The organism is Williamwhitmania sp., assembly GCA_035529935.1.
Lineage (GTDB): Bacteria > Bacteroidota > Bacteroidia > Bacteroidales > Williamwhitmaniaceae > Williamwhitmania.
Map to the genome: position 1 here is coordinate 1 of DATKVT010000028.1, position 19,180 is coordinate 19,180.

A 19,180-nucleotide genomic window follows, 5' to 3' on the forward strand; every position below is an offset into this window, starting at 1 on the left:
TCAACTCCTGCCTCCTTCGCCTGCTTATACGTTGAAGGTGGTTCTCCATGTGCCCTCAGAAGCAATTTTTTCCCTGCAAGTTTGCCTATATCACTATGGCTAACGGTTATGAGCCCCTTTCCCAGCAGGCGATGAACCTCCTCCCCATTGTGAACAATTTCGCCAAGGCAGAACAGCCTATCATCGGAAGAGAGTAAGGATTCGGCCTTCTCAATGGCCTTAACCACCCCAAAGCAAAATCCAGAACCGCTATCTATATCAACCACCATACAAATGGCTATAACTTTTCAATTATCGTTTTTACCCACTCCATCTGTTCTGCGGGGGTCATGTAGCTATTATCGAGCACAAGGGCATCGGTAGCCTTGCGCAGTGGGCTAACCTCGCGATTTTGGTCCATGTGATCCCGATTTCTCACGTTAGCCTCAATCTCCTCGAGCGAAACCGACTGGCATTTTTCCTGCAGCTCTTTGTAACGGCGCATTGCGCGAACTTTAGGATCTGCAGTCATAAATATTTTCAGCTCTGCATCTGGAAAAACAACCGTTCCAATATCACGCCCATCCATCACAATACCTTTACTTTTGCCCATCTCCTGTTGCAGCGCAACCATTTTTGTCCGTACCTCAGCAATGGCACTAACTGGTGAAACAAGGTTTGACACCTCAATGGTCCTTATGGCATCCTCAATTACCTCACCGTTGAGCATTGTTTCGAAACGACCTGCGCTGGCGTTAAAAACAAACCCAATTTGAAGAGAGGGTAACATCTCCAGCACCTTTGTTTTGCTCAATTTGCCGTCCTCTGTCACGGCGCCGCCACGAATGGCTGCAAGGGTAACTGCGCGATACATGGCACCGCTGTCGATGTAGATATATCCAAACTCCTTGGCAATAGCCTTTGCAAATGTGCTTTTGCCACAGGAGGAGTAACCATCGATGGCAATGGTAATTTTCGTTGAAAGCATTAAAATCTTTTTAACCGAGCAAAGGTAACTAAAATAGTAGGGGAAGCGGGATGAACGTAGGGAAAAAGAGGAAGGAAAATGATTGCAATCGATTGTTCATCACCATCAACCAAATAAATATTAGGGCATTAACCTTTACTGGTTAAATCAATCGAAACAGAAAACACATTAGAAGCGCCGCTAATGTGATAGGTAGATCGCGCATAGTTGAACATTAAACGGCGAATTTTGAGGCCAAAGCCCCAGCTGAATCCAACCATGGCCGGTTTATCCACAACCTTCAGCTCATTTCGACGACGAAAGGAGTATCCACCACGCAGGTAAAAGCCACGAAGCGGATTAAACTCGATACCGGCAATGGTGTGCGAAAGTATTTCGTTTCCAAAATGCGAAAGTGACGATTGCGAGCTGGACGACGCTTGGTCGGTGGCAAATGGATCGTTGTTGGTGGTTGGACGCTTATAGAACACATTAATATCCTGCAGCTGCTCAAAAGTTGTCACTATTCGAAAGGGGGCATGCCGCAGCTTCAGCGAAAAACCGGCAAGAATTTCAAAAGGTAAAGGCTCGTGGGAGCCTGCATACGTTTTTAGCTGGGTTCCAAAGTTGCGAAACATAGCCGTTGCAGCAAACAGGCTATCGGCGGAGTGGTAGGTAAAGCCCATATCGAAAGCAAACCCGTAGGAAACATAGCTCTCCATAGCAGAGTAAACAGGCTTAAACGAGGCACCCATCTGCACCCTAGGTGAGAGTGCGCGAGCCAAAGAAACATTCATATTGTATTCCGAAGCCCTGAATGTTCCGGTAATATTTCCCAGCTCGTCTGCTGCTTGAAAGCTACCATAGTTAATGCCAGACAGGCCAAAAGCCATAGTGCCAAATTTTCCAAAATCACGAACTAGGCCGATACTCCCATACTTAATATCGGCATAGTAACTAATAAAGGCAAGGGTGGCTTGCTTATTCATTGAAGCAGTGAGGAGCGAAGGACTTTGAAGAACAAGACCAGCATCGTTGTCCCAAAGTCCGATGGCTTCGCCACCCAAAGCCGAAGCACGAGCAGAAACCGGAAGGCGAAGAAAGGAGTACGTGCTCTCCCCTGCCGACTGGGCCTTAAGTCCAGTGGCGTAAAGCACAAGTATTATAAACGCAAAGGTTAGTTTTTGCTTCATGCTATATAAAGAGCTCGTAAAGTTAAAAATTTATGTATTGCCTCCTAGCCATGCGGTTATGTTGTTTAACGGAGCAAACACCACTTTATTTCAAGTAGACAACTGGTAATAGCGCCATCATCAATCCTTAAATTTAAACATATCTGGTGGAACTATATCAGCTTCAGATTAGGTACAAATCGGTTAAGACTTCACATAAAGGTAAGATGCTAGCCAAATAATTTGTTACTTTACACTTCGAATTTAGAGCAGAGTGATGGTAGTTAAGGAGAAGATTTTATTTGTAGTAAATCCCGTTTCAGGAACTGGTAAAAGAGAAAAAGCACTAAAACTCATAAAAGAGAAGCTATCTCCCAACTATGATGCCAAGATTGTAATAACCAAGTTTGCAGGTGAGGCAACAGAAATAGCCATACGATACCATCAAAAAGGCTTCAACAAGGTGATTGCCGTAGGAGGAGATGGAACAGTAAATGAGGTGGCCAAAGGAGTTTCTGGGACTAACATGGCAATGGGCATTATTCCTACCGGATCGGGAAATGGCCTTGCACGGCACCTCCACATCCCAATGAATATCTCAAAGGCAATTGAGGTAATTAATAGGGGAAACGTTACAGATATTGACCACGGCACCATTAACGATACGATGTTTTTCTGCACTTCCGGTGTGGGCTTCGACGCTCTTATTGGCAACAAGTTTGCCGAGGCCGGAACGCGAGGTCTTACCACCTATGCAAAAACCACCATTAGGGAATACTTTACCTTTAAACCGCAGCACTACACCCTAGACATAGACGGTAAAATATATGAGCGCGACTCATTCATGATAACCTTTGCCAATGCCTCTCAGTATGGCAACAACGCTTACATTGCGCCTCATGCCGACATTGCCGATGGATTGATCGACGTAGTTATTGTAAAACGCTTTCCGCTTTATAAGTCCCCTCGGTTTGCCTACCAAATGTTCACTAAAAAGATGAACAGGTCACCATACGTGGAGACATTCCGCGCCAAAAACATAACCCTTAATCGTAAGGAAGCCGGATATGTTCATTTCGATGGCGAACCGGGAACGATGGGCGCCATGCTAAAGATTGCTGCGGTTCATGCAGCGCTTAAGGTTATTATTCCCTAAACCAGGTCAGGGTGCTGCTTCATGCGCTCCACAATCCGATAGACTGCCGGACAAACATAGGTATTCTTCAAGGTAAGGTTTAGTAACTGCTCAAACTTGCGCCTGTCGGTATGCGGATACTCTCGACAAGCCTTTGGCCTATCCTCGTAAATGGAACAGTAGTTATCGGACATTAAGAACGGGCATGGCTGCTTCCTGAAAACATAATCACCATCGCTGTCGAGGTGAAGGTGACGGCTGATTAACTCCGAAGGGCTTATGCGCAACGAGCGAGCCATGCGGTCGATATCACGATCGGTAACAATGGGACTAATGCTCTTGCAGCAGTTGGCACAGTTCAAGCAATCAACCTCTTCAAAAACTTGATGATGTAACTCCTGCACAACCACATCGAGCTTAGCTGGTGGACGACGACGGAACTTTTGAAAGAACTGCTTCGTTTTTGGAGCCTCTCCTGCAGCTCGTTCCTTAAGACTTTCGAGCTCTTGCGCGGTTATATCCATTTCTGATTACGCCCTTTACCGATTTCACATGCTCACGGCTAAGCTGCGACAGCATCAGCCCACCAATCACCACCGACATTCCCACAAACTGCATTAGGGTGAGATGCTCGTGCAGCACAATAATTGCCAAAATAGTTGTAATTACAGGTATAGCATTGTTGAACACGGTGGCTTTGTTTATGCCCAAGCCCCGAATGCTATAGCTAAAAAGTAGGAAGGCTAGTGTGGAAGCAAAAATAGACATCAACAACACCAACATAATTGCCCTCCCGCTGATAGGGGTTATAAGGAAATGCCCTCCCTCAAAGAATATAAACAGTGGAAGAAAAAAGATGGCTCCAATGGTATTTTGGTAAGCTGTTATGGTAAACACGTTGTAACGGCTAGTAAGTGTTTTAATCACTGCCGAATACCCCATGGTTGAGGACACTGCAAGAAACATAAGCAACACCCCTGCCGGACGTGCCACCAGCTGGAAATCTTTATTTACAAGAACCAGCAGCACTCCAAAGATAGAGATAACTATTCCGGCAAAGCTGGCTCGTGTCAAGCGTTCTCTGTGAAAAACATAGGCGCTAATAGAAGTAAATAGAGGTATGGTGGAGATTATTACCGATGCCACCGACGATGATATCATTGTAACGCCAATGCTTTCGCCAATGAAATACATTAGAGGCTCAAAAAAAGCAAGAATAATAAAGAGCTTAAGGTCACCTGGTTTAATTTTCTCCAACTTTCCAAGGAAGTAGCTCACAGGAAAGAGAAACAGAAGGGAAATTAGCAGCCTAAAGAACACCAGCGTAATGGGATAAGCACCATATTCTTGGTAGAATTGCTTATACCAGATGAATGTTAAGGCCCAAAAAACCTGAGCTAAAATTACGGCTATGTAAACGGTGAACTGCTTCGATTTTAACATCTTGGAATTAAAGTAAAATGCGGGCGAATCTACACATTTTTTCATTAAATATTAAGGCTCTGGAGTAAAACAAGATTGCCCATTTGCACATTGAGTGAAACCAATAAACCAGCTCGATTTTCCGATAGCCATCCACCATTTCACGCTTCTGATAAATTATTATTATTCTTTATGGCTATGTAAAATACAGTAATGGAATTTCATCCAAAAGAGGTAAGGCAACAAGTCTAACAGGTAAGTTCCTAGGACATATAAATTCTGCCTCTTTTCAAAAAATATGTATAAAACAACTTGCAGGCGCAATCGTTTGTAAGCATATCACTCAGCCCATCATCAGCTGTTTTTCAACTGGTTATTATCAAAAAATGACTTTTCACCATAGCAAATCATCTCCGATATCCATACTTTTGCATTCCCTAGGCAACAATTGACTAGGTTAATTTCAGAAACAACACATAACCTAATGATACGAAAAGCGCAAGCTGTTTTGGCTTTTGGACTAATGAGCGCAGTGTGTAGCGCACAGCCAGCAAGCCGCCAATTTATTGGAGTAAAGGATTCTCTTGGCACCATGGTAGTTAACGTTTCCGACGGCCATTACACAATTGTTGCTTTCAACGAAAAGATGGTGCAAACCACCTTCTATCCAAAAGGAATTCAGGAAAAGAATTTTTCTTTTGCAGTGTGTATGACTCCTCAGAAACCTGAACTTGCCATTAGCCAATCCGCCACATCGGCCTCCATTCAGGTGGGCAAAGGCCTCAAGATTGTCATTACAAAGAGTCCATTCAACATTGGCTACTACTACCACGACACGCTGCTTATTGCTGAGAACAAAGGCTATGAGCGCACCGATTCAACTCAAATTATGAGTTTGTCGATACAGCCTAAGGAGGTGCTCTATGGCGGAGGAGAGCGTGCGCTGGGAATGAACCATCGTGGCTACGACCTAACGCTCTATAATAGGGCTCACTATGGCTATCAGGAGCATTCTGAATTAATGAACTATACACTCCCGATGTTCCTCTCCAGCAAGCGCTATGCGGTGCTCTTCGACAACGCCTCGCTGGGCTGGCTTGATCTCGACAGCCACGAGAATAACACCATAAACTATACCACCATGAGCGGTACCATTAACTATTGTGTAATAGCTGGCGATAGCTGGTACGATTTGGAAAACCAATACACCCAGCTCACAGGTAGGCAGCCACTACCTCCCCGCTGGGCCTTTGGCAACTTCAGCAGCCGGTTTGGATACCATTCTCAGCAACAGGTTCTCTCCACGGTGGATAAGTTTTTCAAGGACTCCATTCCGTTGGATGCCGTTATCATCGATATTTACTGGTTTGGCAAGGGCATTTTTGGTGACATGGGTCGTCTCGACTGGTACCGTGACAGCTTTCCAGAGCCAATCAAAATGATGCAAACGCTAAAAGCAAAAGGGGTGAAAACCATATTGGTAACAGAGCCATTCATCCTCACCACCTCTACACGATGGCAGGAGGCTGTTGACAACCAAGTGCTGGGAACCGACACCAGCGGAAAACCCTACACCTTCGATTTCTACTTTGGTCATACTGGACTGATCGACATTTTTAAACCAAAAGCACAACAGTGGTTCTGGAACATATACAAAGGACTTACCAAGCAAGGAGTTGATGGCTGGTGGGGCGACCTAGGTGAACCGGAGGTTCATCCGGCAGGGCTGCAGCACGTGATTGGCAGTGCCAACGAGGTTCATAACGCCTACGGCCACATCTGGGCAAAGGTTGTATTCGATGGGTATAAGAAAGACTTCCCAAATACTAGGCCATTCATTCTGATGAGAGCAGGCTATGCTGGCTCTCAGCGATACGGAATGATTCCGTGGAGTGGAGATGTTAGCCGCAGCTGGGGTGGATTGGTACCTCAACCCGAAATAGCACTGCAGATGGGAATGCAAGGGCTTGGGTATGCGCACTCCGACCTTGGTGGATTTGCCGGGGGCGAAAAGATTGACAACGAACTCTACATCCGTTGGTTGCAGTATGGAGTTTTCCAACCCATATTCAGGCCACATGCACAGGAGCAGATTCCACCTGAGCCTGTATTCCAGAACGACACCACCATGGCTTATGCCAAGGCAGCCGTTGAACTCCGGTATAAACTTCTACCCTACGTTTACTCACTTGCCTTTGACAACAGCCAAACAGGCAAACCACTTATGCGTCCGCTGTTTTTCAACGAGCCTAATAATCCACAGCTACTGACCTACGACAAGGCATACATGTGGGGCGATGCTTTTCTGGTTTCACCTGTAAAGGCCCAAGGAATAAAGGAACAGGCAGTGTATTTACCAAAGGGAACAAGCTGGACCGATTTCTTCACTGGGAAGGTTTACAATGGAGGCAAGGATATCACCCTACCACTTACGCTCAACCACATTCCGGTTTTAGTTAAAGGCGGTGCCATAATCCCCATGCTGCAAAAGGTTGCCAGCACAACGCAAGCTAATTTCAACCAGCTGGAGGTACACTACTACCTCGATCCTGCTGTAGCAACATCCAGCTACGACCTATACAACGACGATGGTGAAACACCGAACGACTACATTAACGGAAACTATGAAAAGCTAAATATAGAAGTATCAAACACCAGCAGGCTGTTAGCATTTATGTTTGCACCCGAAATTGGTAAAATCTATACGATAGCCAAAGACAAAGACATTTTGTTGACCATCCATAACTCACCAAAAAAACCGAAGAAGGTATTGGTGAATGGGAAAAAGCAAGGTGAATGGAGTTGGGTCAATGGAGAAGTGGCCATAAACATCAGCGTTCCAACAACAAGCAACACAAAAGTAACTTTGAAATACTAAGGGGTGTTTATCCCATAGAAAGCAGCACTGCAAATGGCAGTGCTGCTTTCTATTTATAGGGAGGAGATTATTACCTTACATCTTATTATTCTGATGAATAGCCCTATTAATGAAAAGAACTAATCAAAAAATTGCTCCACCAGTTACCATATCGTATTGTCCTAAAATCAACCCGTTTAGCTTGAATATCTATAAAAGATTTTTACATTTACGGTTACCAAAGCAAAATTTCAGTTGCTGCAATGCAAAAACCGTTCAAGGTATTCTCACTTCTTTTTATTGCTCTGGCATTGCTTGCCGCAATTTCATTCATCTATCCACGCGAGGGAATAACCATTGGAGATAGCACCACGCTAACCTTTCCATCGCTTACCGACTTATTCCTCCCCGACACCAGTGGCGTAAAGCATATCAATGAGCTATTCAGCCGCGACGTATTGGCTAAGATGGGTGTAAGTGATACCCCTACACTAGTGGATACTGCAACAGCAGACACTATAGCACAGCCGCTGGACTCTGCTTCGAACAAAATAGACACCACCATCCGATTAGTAACCATCAAGAATATTGAAGCCAACCTCCCCTCCATCGACCTTGAATACCCCGACAGCGGAACGGTTACCCTACACAACTTCTTCGATGCGCTAACAACCATAAAGAGCAATTCAGCCCCAATACGGGTACTGCACTACGGCGATTCTCAGATAGAGGTCGACCGAATTACCTCCCGATTGAGGAGTAAGCTACAGCAGCAATTTGGCGGAGGAGGTTATGGGTTTCTAACCATGGAAAGCGCAGAACAGAGCTACCAACTCAACATATCCAGCACAAACCTATGGGACACCAGAAAGATTAAAAATAAAAACGATAGGTCGAAAAAGAATTTTGGACCATTCTTTAGCTCAGCACGAATAGGCATCGCAGAAACCGCAAAGAAAAACGAAGGATCCATCACCATTAGCCGGAGCAATCTCGGCAGGGTCATCCGCCGCTTTTCCCTTATGTTTATGCCAACCTCACCTCTGCTGCTCGAAACCAAGGCGGACGATTCAATCCTATTTGCCGACATCATTCCACCATCGGAAAACCCTCAGCTGGTTACGGTGGAGCTGCCTCCATCCACAAAAACAATCAGAGTAAAGATGCAAGCCGATGTTAGCCCACTTATCTTTGGCTTAGGGTTCGACCAAAGCCGAGGCATTGCGGTGGACAACATCCCCATAAGGGGTAGTTCCGGGCTTGAGTTTACTCGTGAAAACGGCAAACTTTTGGCCGCTTCATACAAAATGCTCAACGTTAAGTTGCTCTTGCTGGAATTTGGTGTAAACGTGGTGCCCAATGTGGTGAAAAGTTACACCTACTATGAGGAGGCACTCTATCAACAGCTGGTGTTTCTGCGACGAGTTGCTCCCAATGCCTCCATCATCCTCATCGGCGTTTCGGACATGTCACGAAACAACAACGGGAGGATGGTCTCCTATCCAAATATTGAGAAGATTAGGGATGCACAAAAGCGTGCAGCCTTTCGGGCAGGATGTGCCTTTTGGGACTGCTACCGTGCAATGGGCGGAGAAAACGCAATGCCTGCATGGGTAAACGCACAACCACCATTAGCAAACAAGGATTATATCCATTTTACACCCACTGGAGCCAACCTGATTGCCGAGATCTTCTACAAAGCTTTGATGAAGGACTACCAAAAATATTGTGCCACTCAAAAAACAACAAAACAATGAGTAGGCAAAAGATCTACGTGATGCTTGTGACAACCCTGCTCCTTGCCTCTATCCCATTTGGGAGAACCGAAGGATTGGGCAAAATCGGCAACAAAGCCATCATTGAAAATCCCGACGAGATGGCCACAGGCAGTATATCGGAGGTTAGGATATTGCACATTGGTGACTCCCACATTCAAGCCGATTTCTTTACCGGTGAAGTTCGTCGACTGCTACGCCAATATCTCCACGACACCCTACCCCAGCGCGGATTTATCTTTCCCTTTGCCGTGGCAGGAAGCAACAACCCCACCGACTTTAAATCGACGGCAACCGGCAGCTGGCAAACGCTAAAGAGTACCAACAGCCCAGTAACCGAATCGCTAGGTGTAAATGGTTTAGCGCTCTCCACCAGCGACGCCAAGGCGACCATAACCATTAAGATAAAATCAGAAAACAGCCGCTTTAATCGCGTCAGGGTGTTTTACAGTACAAAAGGAGGCTTTAAACCAAGTGTTGTGGGCAACTTCACCGTTACCCAAACAGTGGAAGAGAACCTACATGAAATTACCTTCAACTTAAGCAGAAAGAGTGATTCCCTTACCCTAAAGGTTTTGTCAAGGGAAGAGGATGGTGAGCTGCTGCTCCACGGCATTATTCTGGAGGACACATGCAGCAAATTCTCCTACAATGTTGCCGGTCTCAACGGTGCCACAACCACCAGCTTTACACGATGTAAAATGCTCCAATCGGAAGTTGAGAGTATAAACCCCACCGTGGTGATAATTTCACTGGGAACCAACGATGCATACATCCCTTCATTCTCTCCAATTGAGCTAAAGAATAACTTAGATGCGCTGATTGCCAACATACATCAATCGGCTCCAAGCGCGCTTATTGTGCTTACCACCCCCGGCGATTTTCTGGCAAAGGGGCACCGACGAACCACCAGACCACAAACTGCAGCAGAGGTAATCGTCCAAGTTGCCCATAAGCACCACCTCCCCGTTTGGAACTTTTTTGAGGCTATGGGAGGTAAAGGCTCCATTGATGCATGGAGAGGCAAAGGACTGGCTGCACCCGATGGGCTGCACCTCTCCAAGGAAGGTTACAAAGTGCAGGGGCAAATGTTTTTTGAATGGTTAACCGGTCTAAACACCTAGAAGAATGATGGAGACGGTTACACAGCTGGTTAGGCATTTCTTCCTCTACTCCAAAACGGAGCCGATGCTCTTTTCTGGGATTATTTTCTGGGGTTTCCTGCTTGTGCTGCTAGCTGGTTATCAGCTGGTATACCGACGCAATCACCTCCGCAACGTATACCTGCTGGCGTTTAGCCTTTTCTTCTACTATAAGTCTGGAGGGCTATTTTTCTGGCTACTGATTTTCTCTACCGTTATTGACTATACCCTCGGTTTAGCCATTGGAAAAACGGAAAAGAAACTGGTTCGAAAGATGCTGGTTTCCTTCAGCGTAATAGTAAACCTTGGGGTGCTCTCCTACTTTAAGTATGCCTACTTCTACATCAACACCATCAACTCCTGGTTCGGGACACACTTGCATGTTACTAACCTACTGGCTGAGTGGAGCAACCAAATATCAGGAAGTCACTTCGATCCGCTGGTAATCATTCTTCCAGTTGGAATTTCATTCTATACGTTTCAAACCATCTCCTATACCGTCGATGTGTACCGTAGGCTTATTCCACCTGTAAAGAGCATACTCGATTTTGGGTTCTACGTGAGTTTCTTCCCGCAGCTTGTGGCTGGCCCCATTGTAAGGGCATCGGAATTCATACCCCAGATCTATACCAAATACCACCTCTCCAAGGACGAACTTAGCCACGCCATTTTTCTCATAATCATTGGATTGATAAAGAAAATTGCCGTTTCTAACTACATATCAATAAACTTTGTCGATAGAATATTCCTGTCGCCCACCTCCTACTCCGGTTTTGAGATTCTGATGGGTGTTTATGGATATGCACTTCAGATATACTGTGACTTTAGCGGCTACACCGATATTGCTCTTGGCGTAGCCCTTCTACTGGGTTTCCGCCTGCCTGTAAACTTCAACTCGCCCTACAAGGCCACTAGCATCACTAACTTTTGGCATCGATGGCACATATCGCTTTCGCGCTGGCTTCGCGACTACCTATACATACCGTTGGGTGGAAACCGAAAAGGGAAAATTCGTACCTACGCCAATCTGCTTGTGACAATGCTTCTGGGAGGGCTATGGCATGGGGCCAGCCTTAAGTTTATGGTTTGGGGCGGAATGCATGGCGTTGCGCTCGCCACAGAAAGACTGTTTGGCATTGGTCGTAGCGAAAGCCAAAAGAAACTTTCATGGTGGAAGAAAGGTGTTGCAATAATCCTAACATTTAATTTTGTTTGCTTAGCCTGGATACCTTTCAGGGCGGGCAGTTTCGCCGATGCCAGCTTAATAGTCTCACGCATTGCTTCAGCTTTCTCTTTTACAGCAATCCCAAGCATTTTGTTGGGCTATAAATCAGTATTTATAGTAATGGCAATTGGATATGCGGCACATTGGTTTCCATCGCAGGCAAAAGAAAACCTCCGGGGAAAGTTTATTCAAGCTCACTGGTCTATTAAAATCCTTGCAATAATAGCTGTTGCATTTACACTTGCACAGGTTCGGTCGGCTGAGGTGCTACCATTTATTTATTTCCAGTTTTAGCAATCCCATCTCTCTATGTGCTTAAATAAAAAAAAGCATTACCTTAGTTTGTGCATTTAGGTTACACAACTCATGCACCAAATTCAACTACATAAGTATTAAAGAAATACAATCTTCGAACAAGCCAATATAACCGAAAACCAAAACCCTAGAACAATGAACAATGTCGATGAAGACACACTTCAAAAGAGTCAACGAATGGCCATTGAACTGGGAATCCCATTGAGGATTTCCGTTAAATCCATAGTAAAAGTCCAGATGATTTTTACCATTCTTGCACTTTTAACTATTTTTTACTTTGCCCCAGAGCTCTATGCCCGAGCAGCATTTACAAGCATAGAGACTGTATCACTACTTGTTGTCACTCCATTACTGCTAATTGCAACATTCTTGTTTTACGCCATCTCCGATGCGGTAATTGTAAATGGAGAGTTGCGCATTAAAAACATTTTGGTTAAGCCACGCCACCTCAACCTACTCATGGTAAACAAGGTATGGATGCCCTTTGGCCCAGAATCAAAGATTGCAGTGATTTTCTACCACGGTTTTAAACTATTCCCTCCATTTAGCATTATCATTATTCCAAATTGGATTCCAAGTGCTGCAAGCCTACGCGGGATGATACTATATGGAAAAGACTTATCTGCAACCATATCCCGTCCAGAAATAAAACTCAAGCATCAGCAATAGCTGCCGACTGCCATCCGACAGGTGCAAATCGGGACTGATGTTGACTTTGCGAATCGAAACCTATGCCAAACCATAAGGTGTGTGTCAAAACTTTTGCTAATTTGGCGATTGTAAAACAGCAACGCCATGAAGATTTCTACCAGCTTCGACTCGGGAAACATAGAGGTTGTAAGCCTAAGTTCACATGAAAACATTCAGCTAAAAATCCGAAAGGACACCCAGTCCGAATTCCTGCAGTGGTTCCACTTCAGGCTTTTGGGTGCACAGGGTTACCCCTGCACAATTCACCTTGTAAACGCGGGGGAAACCTCCTACCCTGAAGGATGGGTAAACTACTACGCCTGTGCTTCCTACGACAGGAACACTTGGTTTCGAGTACCAACCACCTTCAACGGAAAGGAGCTTACCATAGAGATTACGCCCAAAGAAAACAGCATCTTTATCGCGTACTTTCCTCCGTATAGCTATGAGCGTCATCTGGAGTTGGTTTCCACTGCACAATCGGAGGATATTTGTGTGCTCGACTCCCTTGGCAAAACGCTGGAAGGTCGCGACATTGACTTCCTAACGCTGGGAGAATTTACCAAAGAGAAGCGCAAGGTTTGGATTATTGCCCGCCAACATCCGGGAGAAACCATGGCCGAATGGTTTATGGAGGGGCTCATCCACCGCCTACTCGACAGCGATGATCCTGTGTCGCGCCGATTACTGGAGCAGTGCACCTTTTTTCTTGTTCCCAATGCCAACATCGATGGCTCCATTCACGGCAACCTTCGCACCAATGCTGGCGGGGTGAACCTCAATCGGGAGTGGGGGAACCCTTCCCCGCTAACAAGCCCGGAGGTTTACTACATTATGCAGAAAATGAACGAAACCGGGGTAGACCTCTTTTTGGATATTCATGGCGACGAGGCCATCCCATACTGCTTTGCCTCTGGCATAGAGGGACTTCCAGGATACCACGGACGGCTTCAGATGCTGCAGGAACGTTTTATGGAGTTGTGGGAAGCCTTCAACCCTGATTTCCAAACCAAGCATGGCTACCCCAAAAACGAACCAGGAAAGGGCAACCTCAAAATAGGATCCAAGGCAGTTGCCCACCGGTTCGACTGCCTCGGGCTTACTATTGAAATGCCATTTAAAGACAACGCCAACTTACCCGATCGGGCATTTGGATGGAGTCCAGAACGATCTATCAAGCTTGGAGAATCTGTGCTCAACATCATCCTTCAAATTCAGAATGTACTACGATAGATGTTCTAAAACAAAAGACCCACAGAGTAATTTTCAGTGGGTCTGCTTTTATCTAATTACAATGCAATAGAACTAATTCAATTTTGGGCGTACAGCAGCAGCAATCTCCGCTGCTGTAGGTTCGTCCGAAGTGATTACCAACTTTGCAGTAGAGTAGTAGGGTTCGCGCAGCCTTAGCATCTCTTTGATATAGGCAGTAAGCTCATCCACCGATTTACCCCAGAGAAGCGGCCTATCAACCTTTGAATCAGCCAAACGATTCACAAGTGCTTCCACACTTACCTTGATGTAAATTGTAAGCCCCTTGGTGTTCATTGCTTCCATATTGTTGTAGAAGCAGGGAGAGCCACCGCCCGTTGCTACCACCAAACCATTCTGACTGGTCAAATCGAGGAGAATTTCATTCTCCACTTTTCGGAAATGCTCTTCGCCCTGAGTAACAAATATCTGACGAATGGTCTTCCCAGTTTGCAACTCTATGTGCTCATCCATGTCGATGTAGCGCATGCCCAGCAGTTCGGCGAGTTGCCTACCAAGGGTTGTCTTTCCCGAAGCCATAAAACCAACGAGGTATATATTCATAGTCGAAAGTTATGGCGGTTAATATAATACATTTTATTTATCGGACTAAATTTCCAACGACATTTGTGTTATTTCGCCCTGTTCCTCATCGTTACCACCTTCAGGAAGTGAGTCGGGAACCTCTGGTTCTGTAGCATCCACAGCAGCAACGGGCTCATCCTTTACCAATGGCTCCACAAACTTTGCTTCTCCCACAACGTAGGTGGTTAGCCTCTTTCCGCGCGCTCTAAAACTTTTAACACCGATAAATTCAGAAACGTCAACCAGTTCGTTCAGCCTGTGGGCATGAGCACCACCAAAGGTAATCTCCACCTGCGGCCACTTATCCACCGAGAGGGCAACAAGGTAAGAACCTTCGGCCTCGCCAACAAAACTCTGCGGTTTATCAATATTCTCAACCACAAATCGTTTGAGGTAAACAAACGACTGCTCCGCATCGAAAAATAGGACGGAGTATACCTTCTCGGAATCAAACTTTTCAATATGGATGAGGTCATCATCGTAGTGGTTGGATACGTCAAACGAGGTAACAGCATATATGCCCCGCTTGTAGAATACCACAATTCGATCGTTGGTTCCAAATTCACCAAGCGATGTACCTCTGCCGTCTGCATTTAGCCGCAGCACATCGGCATCGAACCAAATTTTCTGTCCGCCAAGCGTAGAAACACCCTTCTCCTTTACCTGAATTTTATGAATGGCGTAGCGACTAAAAATATTCCCAATGGAACTACGTCCCTTAATAGCTAGCTCGCTAAAGTCAAGATCAAGGATAGGTTTTTTGAGCTTAGGCCTTGGCTTTAGGAATACCTTCAACACCTCTGCTTCGCCATTGGGGTTCACGCTCATGTATAGAACCTGTGACCCGTCTGTACCTTTAGAGATATCGTACTCCTTATCGCGAGTTATCCCCGTAATGGCACATCGCTTAATCATAATAGCACCATTTCGCCCATCACGGTAAACCACGTTGTATATGGTTCGGGTATCGTTTCTCCTAAAAACACCAATATGGATAATATCCTTACCGAAGAACGACTTCTCCGCCACCTTGGCAATAATATACTTTCCACTCCGGAGAAAAACGATGATGTCGTCGATATCGGAGCAATCGCAAACGTACTCATCCTTCCTTAGGCCAATACCAAAGAATCCTTCCTCCCTGTTCACATATAACTTTTGGTTGGCCACCACCACCTGGGTTGCCTGAATGGACTCAAAGCTCCGGAGTTCAGTTTTTCGTTCCCTACCCTTGGAGTGCTTTTTCCTAATCTGTTCGTAGTAGGCAATGGTGTAATCTACCAAGTGCGCCAGGTGATTCTTTACCACCTTCATTTCGGCCTCAATACCCTTGATAAGTTCATCTGCCTTTTTAATATCGAACTTGGATATTTTCTTAACAGGTTTTTCGGTCAACTTCTCCACGTCAGAGCGGGTAATTTCCCTATTGAATTTTGGGCGAAAAGGATCAAATCCACGTTCGATAGCTACCAGAATATCCTCCCATGTTTCGGTATTCTTCTCCAGCTCTCGGTATATTCTCTCTTCGAAGAAAATCTTTTCAAGCGATGAAAAGTGCCACTCCTCCTCCAGCTCGAAAAACCTAATTTCCAACTCCCGCTTGAGCAAAAATTTGGTTTTTTCAGCAGTTGCCTTCAACATCATTTTTACCCCGTAGAAGTGGGGCTTATCATCCTCTATTACGCAGGAGTTTGTGGAAATCGAAATTTCACAGTCGGTGAAGGCGTAAAGGGCGTCAATAGTTTTATCGGGTGAGGTTTCCGCCGGTAGGTGAATCAGTATCTCAACGTTCTGCGCCGTGTTATCGTCGATCTTCTTTATCTTAATCTTCCCCTTGTCGTTCGCCTTTAAAATACTATCGATGAGCGTGGTGGTATTCTTACCAAAAGGTATTTCGGTAATAACCAAGGTTTTTTTATCCAGCTTACTAATGCGAGCTCTAACTTTTACCACTCCACCACGTACACCATCGTTATAGCGACCGCAGTCGGCAAGACCACCTGTAGGAAAATCGGGGTAAAGTTCAAAGTCCTCGCCCTTCAGGTAAGAAATGGAGGCATCGATGAGCTCGATAAAGTTGTGGGGTAAAATTTTGGAGGCAAGGCCTACGGCAATACCTTCCACACCCTGAGCCAATAGCAATGGGAACTTAACAGGTAGCGTCACCGGCTCTTGGTTTCTACCATCGTAGCTCTGCATCCACTCTGTGGTTTTTGGGTTAAAGACCACGTCGTTGGCAAACTTGCTCAGGCGAGCCTCGATATAACGAGGGGCTGCTGCGCTATCGCCCGTAAGGATATTTCCCCAGTTTCCCTGACTTTCAATGAGCAAATCTTTCTGGCCCAGCTGTACCAAGGCGTCGCCAATGGAGGCATCGCCATGGGGATGATACTGCATGGTGTAACCAATAATGTTCGCTACCTTGTTGAAACGGCCATCGTCGAGCCGTTTCATGGCGTGCAGGATGCGTCGCTGAACAGGCTTAAGTCCATCGTACACATGAGGCACGGCACGTTCAAGAATTACGTAGGAGGCGTAATCGAGAAACCAATCCTTGTACATTCCTGAGAGATACTTTTTCTTCACCCCCTCGCCCGTTAAGCGAGCCAACTTCTCCATGTCGGCCGACCCCTCGGCCGGCTGTCCCTCTACATCGTCCAACTCTTCACTTTTATCTAGATCTTCAGCCATTTCAATCGATAATTACAATTGAGCCTCCACGGCCTGTTTTTCTTTCTTTTCCTTTTCACCATTCAAACTAGGTTTGCCGTTGATTTTGTTCAGTTCCTCCAGCAAATCCTCCTCAATTCTGAGGTTTTCAATGATAAATTCCTGTCGCTCCGGAGTATTCTTTCCCATATAGAAAGTTAGAAGTTCCGAAATGATGTCGTCCTTGGTAATACGAACGGGGTCGAGCCTAATATCAGCTCCAATAAAGTTTCGGAACTCATCGGGTGAAATTTCACCAAGCCCTTTGAATCGAGTAATTTCCGGATTTGGACCCAACTCCTTAATGGCCTTTTCGCGCTCGTCGTCGTTATAGCAGTAAGCAGTTTTCTTCTTGTTTCGAACACGGAAAAGTGGCGTTTGCAGAATAAAGAGGTGCTCCTGCCGAATAAGGTCGGGGAAGAACTGCAGAAAAAAGGTTATGAGCAGCAGGCGAATGTGCATTCCATCAACGTCGGCATCGGTAGCAATCACCACCTTGTTGTAGCGAAGGTTATCCATATCCTCCTCTATGTTCAGCGCTGCTTGAAGCAGGTTGAACTCCTCGTTCTCATACACCACCTTCTTTGTCATGCCATAGGTATTCAGCGGTTTTCCCTTTAAGCTAAATACTGCCTGGGTATTCACATCGCGGCTCTTAGTGATGGATCCAGAAGCGGAATCTCCCTCCGTTATAAACAGGGTTGACTCCTCAGTAAGTGCATGCTTTTCGTTATAGTGAACGCGGCAATCGCGTAGCTTACGGTTGTGGAGACTGGACTTTTTAGCTCGCTCACGCGCCAACTTTTGGATACCAGAAATGGCCTTTCGCTCCTTTTCTGAGTCCATTATTTTACGGAGTAGACTTTCGGCACACTCCGAGTTGCGGTGCAGGAAGTTGTCAAGCGACTCCCTCAAAAAATCACCAATAAAGTTTCGAATGGAGCTACCCCCAGGGCTAAGATCCTTCGACCCCAACTTGGTTTTTGTCTGTGACTCAAAAATGGGCTCCTCTACCTTAATGCTTACTGCGGCAACAATGGAATTTCGAATATCGGAGGCATCAAAATCTTTGCGATAAAATTCGCGAATAGTCTTCACTATAGCCTCCCGAAATGAGGTTAAGTGTGTGCCACCTTGTGTGGTATGTTGTCCGTTTACAAACGAATAGTATTCCTCTCCATAATGAGTTCCATGGGTAATAGCCACTTCAATATCGGGACCTCTCAGCTGAATAATTGGGTAGAGTCCTTCCTCCGACATATTCTCATTAAGCAGGTCAACTAAGCCGTTGGCTGAGTAAAATTTTTGTCCATTGAAGAGGATGGTCAATCCGGTATTCAGGTAAACGTAGTTGCGCAGCATCGTTTCGAGATACTCCGGCTGAAAGGTGTAGGAACCAAAGATTGTCTCGTCGGGGGTAAACTGCACCAAGGTGCCGTTCTTCTGACCCGTCTCAGTCTGGGGTTGCTCCTCAACCGTTATGCCACCCGAAAAGGTAACAAGCTTTGTTTGTCCTTCACGGAACGCCTGAACAAGAAAAGATGAAGAGAGTGCATTAACCGCCTTAATACCCACACCATTCAATCCTATCGACTTCTTGAAAGCTTTGGAATCGTACTTCCCTCCAGTATTCATTTTAGAGGCCACGTCCACTACCTTACCCAGCGGAATTCCCCGTCCAAAGTCGCGTATCGAAATCGTTTTATCTTCCAGCTTAACCTCAATAACTTTCCCATAGCCCATCATGTACTCGTCGATGGAATTGTCGAACACCTCCTTGAAGAGGACATAAATGCCGTCATCTGGTGCCGTCCCATCGCCCAGTTTGCCGATGTACATACCCGGTCTACGGCGTATGTGCTCGTACCAAATGAGCGTTTGAATTGAATCTTCCGAATAATTCGCAGTCATATCTATTGAATTGCTGTCACAAATATAAGTATAAACAAGCGTAAA

At 45.7% G+C, this 19,180-nt stretch carries 15 protein-coding genes; 7 read left to right on the top strand and 8 right to left on the bottom strand.

Going from position 1 to position 19,180, the window contains the following annotated elements; all coding sequences use genetic code 11:
- The 3 genes from VMW01_01645 to porQ form a co-directional block, all read right to left on the bottom strand.
- On the bottom strand, positions 1-269 hold a 269-nt coding region (locus tag VMW01_01645), incomplete at its 3' end, for a hypothetical protein (GenBank protein HUW04938.1).
- An 8-nt stretch (positions 270-277) separates the two neighbouring features.
- On the bottom strand, positions 278-967 hold the full coding sequence (gene cmk, locus VMW01_01650; protein HUW04939.1) for a (d)CMP kinase: 690 nt from the start codon (positions 965-967) through the stop codon (positions 278-280).
- A 128-nt stretch (positions 968-1,095) separates the two neighbouring features.
- Positions 1,096-2,139 carry a type IX secretion system protein PorQ gene (gene porQ / locus VMW01_01655; GenBank protein ID HUW04940.1) on the bottom strand — a complete coding sequence of 348 codons (1,044 nt, stop codon included), beginning with the start codon at positions 2,137-2,139 and terminating at the stop codon, positions 1,096-1,098.
- Between the two features lie 256 nt (positions 2,140-2,395).
- On the opposite strand from porQ, the gene VMW01_01660 reads away from it, so the two are divergent.
- Positions 2,396-3,274 (top strand): diacylglycerol kinase family protein, encoded by an 879-nt coding sequence (locus tag VMW01_01660; protein ID HUW04941.1) that lies wholly within the window; start codon positions 2,396-2,398, stop codon positions 3,272-3,274.
- Here the strand turns inward: VMW01_01660 and VMW01_01665 are convergent.
- On the bottom strand, positions 3,271-3,777 hold the full coding sequence (locus tag VMW01_01665; GenBank protein ID HUW04942.1) for a YkgJ family cysteine cluster protein: 507 nt from the start codon (positions 3,775-3,777) through the stop codon (positions 3,271-3,273). The two genes, VMW01_01660 and VMW01_01665, sit on opposite strands and share 4 nt — an antisense overlap.
- The gene (locus VMW01_01670; GenBank protein ID HUW04943.1) at positions 3,743-4,741 is read right to left on the bottom strand and encodes a DMT family transporter; all 999 of its coding nucleotides are present in this window, start codon (positions 4,739-4,741) and stop codon (positions 3,743-3,745) included. The genes VMW01_01665 and VMW01_01670 overlap by 35 nt, the downstream gene beginning before the upstream one ends.
- A gap of 418 nt (positions 4,742-5,159) precedes the next feature.
- On the opposite strand from VMW01_01670, the gene VMW01_01675 reads away from it, so the two are divergent.
- The 6 genes from VMW01_01675 (at position 5,160) to VMW01_01700 (ending at position 13,912) form a co-directional block, all read left to right on the top strand.
- A complete protein-coding gene (locus tag VMW01_01675; GenBank protein ID HUW04944.1) occupies positions 5,160-7,553 on the top strand; it encodes a TIM-barrel domain-containing protein in 2,394 nt (797 codons plus the stop codon).
- Between the two features lie 242 nt (positions 7,554-7,795).
- Positions 7,796-9,289 (top strand): hypothetical protein, encoded by a 1,494-nt coding sequence (locus VMW01_01680; protein ID HUW04945.1) that lies wholly within the window; start codon positions 7,796-7,798, stop codon positions 9,287-9,289.
- Complete coding sequence (locus tag VMW01_01685; GenBank protein HUW04946.1) at positions 9,286-10,431, top strand: GDSL-type esterase/lipase family protein; 1,146 nt, start codon at positions 9,286-9,288, stop codon at positions 10,429-10,431. Before VMW01_01680 ends, VMW01_01685 begins: the two co-directional genes overlap by 4 nt.
- 4 nt (positions 10,432-10,435) lie before the next feature.
- Positions 10,436-11,968, top strand: a complete 1,533-nt coding sequence (locus VMW01_01690) for an MBOAT family O-acyltransferase (protein HUW04947.1) — start codon at positions 10,436-10,438, stop codon at positions 11,966-11,968.
- 156 nt (positions 11,969-12,124) lie between these two features.
- Positions 12,125-12,658 (top strand): hypothetical protein, encoded by a 534-nt coding sequence (locus VMW01_01695; GenBank protein HUW04948.1) that lies wholly within the window; start codon positions 12,125-12,127, stop codon positions 12,656-12,658.
- A 126-nt stretch (positions 12,659-12,784) separates the two neighbouring features.
- Complete coding sequence (locus VMW01_01700) at positions 12,785-13,912, top strand: M14-type cytosolic carboxypeptidase (GenBank protein ID HUW04949.1); 1,128 nt, start codon at positions 12,785-12,787, stop codon at positions 13,910-13,912.
- A 72-nt stretch (positions 13,913-13,984) separates the two neighbouring features.
- Here VMW01_01700 and VMW01_01705 read toward each other — a convergent pair whose 3' ends face one another.
- From VMW01_01705 to VMW01_01715, 3 genes are read right to left on the bottom strand one after another with little or no spacing between them, the layout of a single operon-like run.
- Entirely contained in the window at positions 13,985-14,494 is a 510-nt protein-coding gene (locus tag VMW01_01705; protein ID HUW04950.1) for a shikimate kinase, read from the bottom strand.
- 45 nt (positions 14,495-14,539) lie between these two features.
- A complete protein-coding gene (locus VMW01_01710; GenBank protein ID HUW04951.1) occupies positions 14,540-17,206 on the bottom strand; it encodes a DNA gyrase/topoisomerase IV subunit A in 2,667 nt (888 codons plus the stop codon).
- Positions 17,207-17,218: 12 nt separating this feature from the next.
- On the bottom strand, positions 17,219-19,135 hold the full coding sequence (locus VMW01_01715; GenBank protein ID HUW04952.1) for a DNA topoisomerase IV subunit B: 1,917 nt from the start codon (positions 19,133-19,135) through the stop codon (positions 17,219-17,221).
- Positions 19,136-19,180 lie beyond the last annotated feature (45 nt).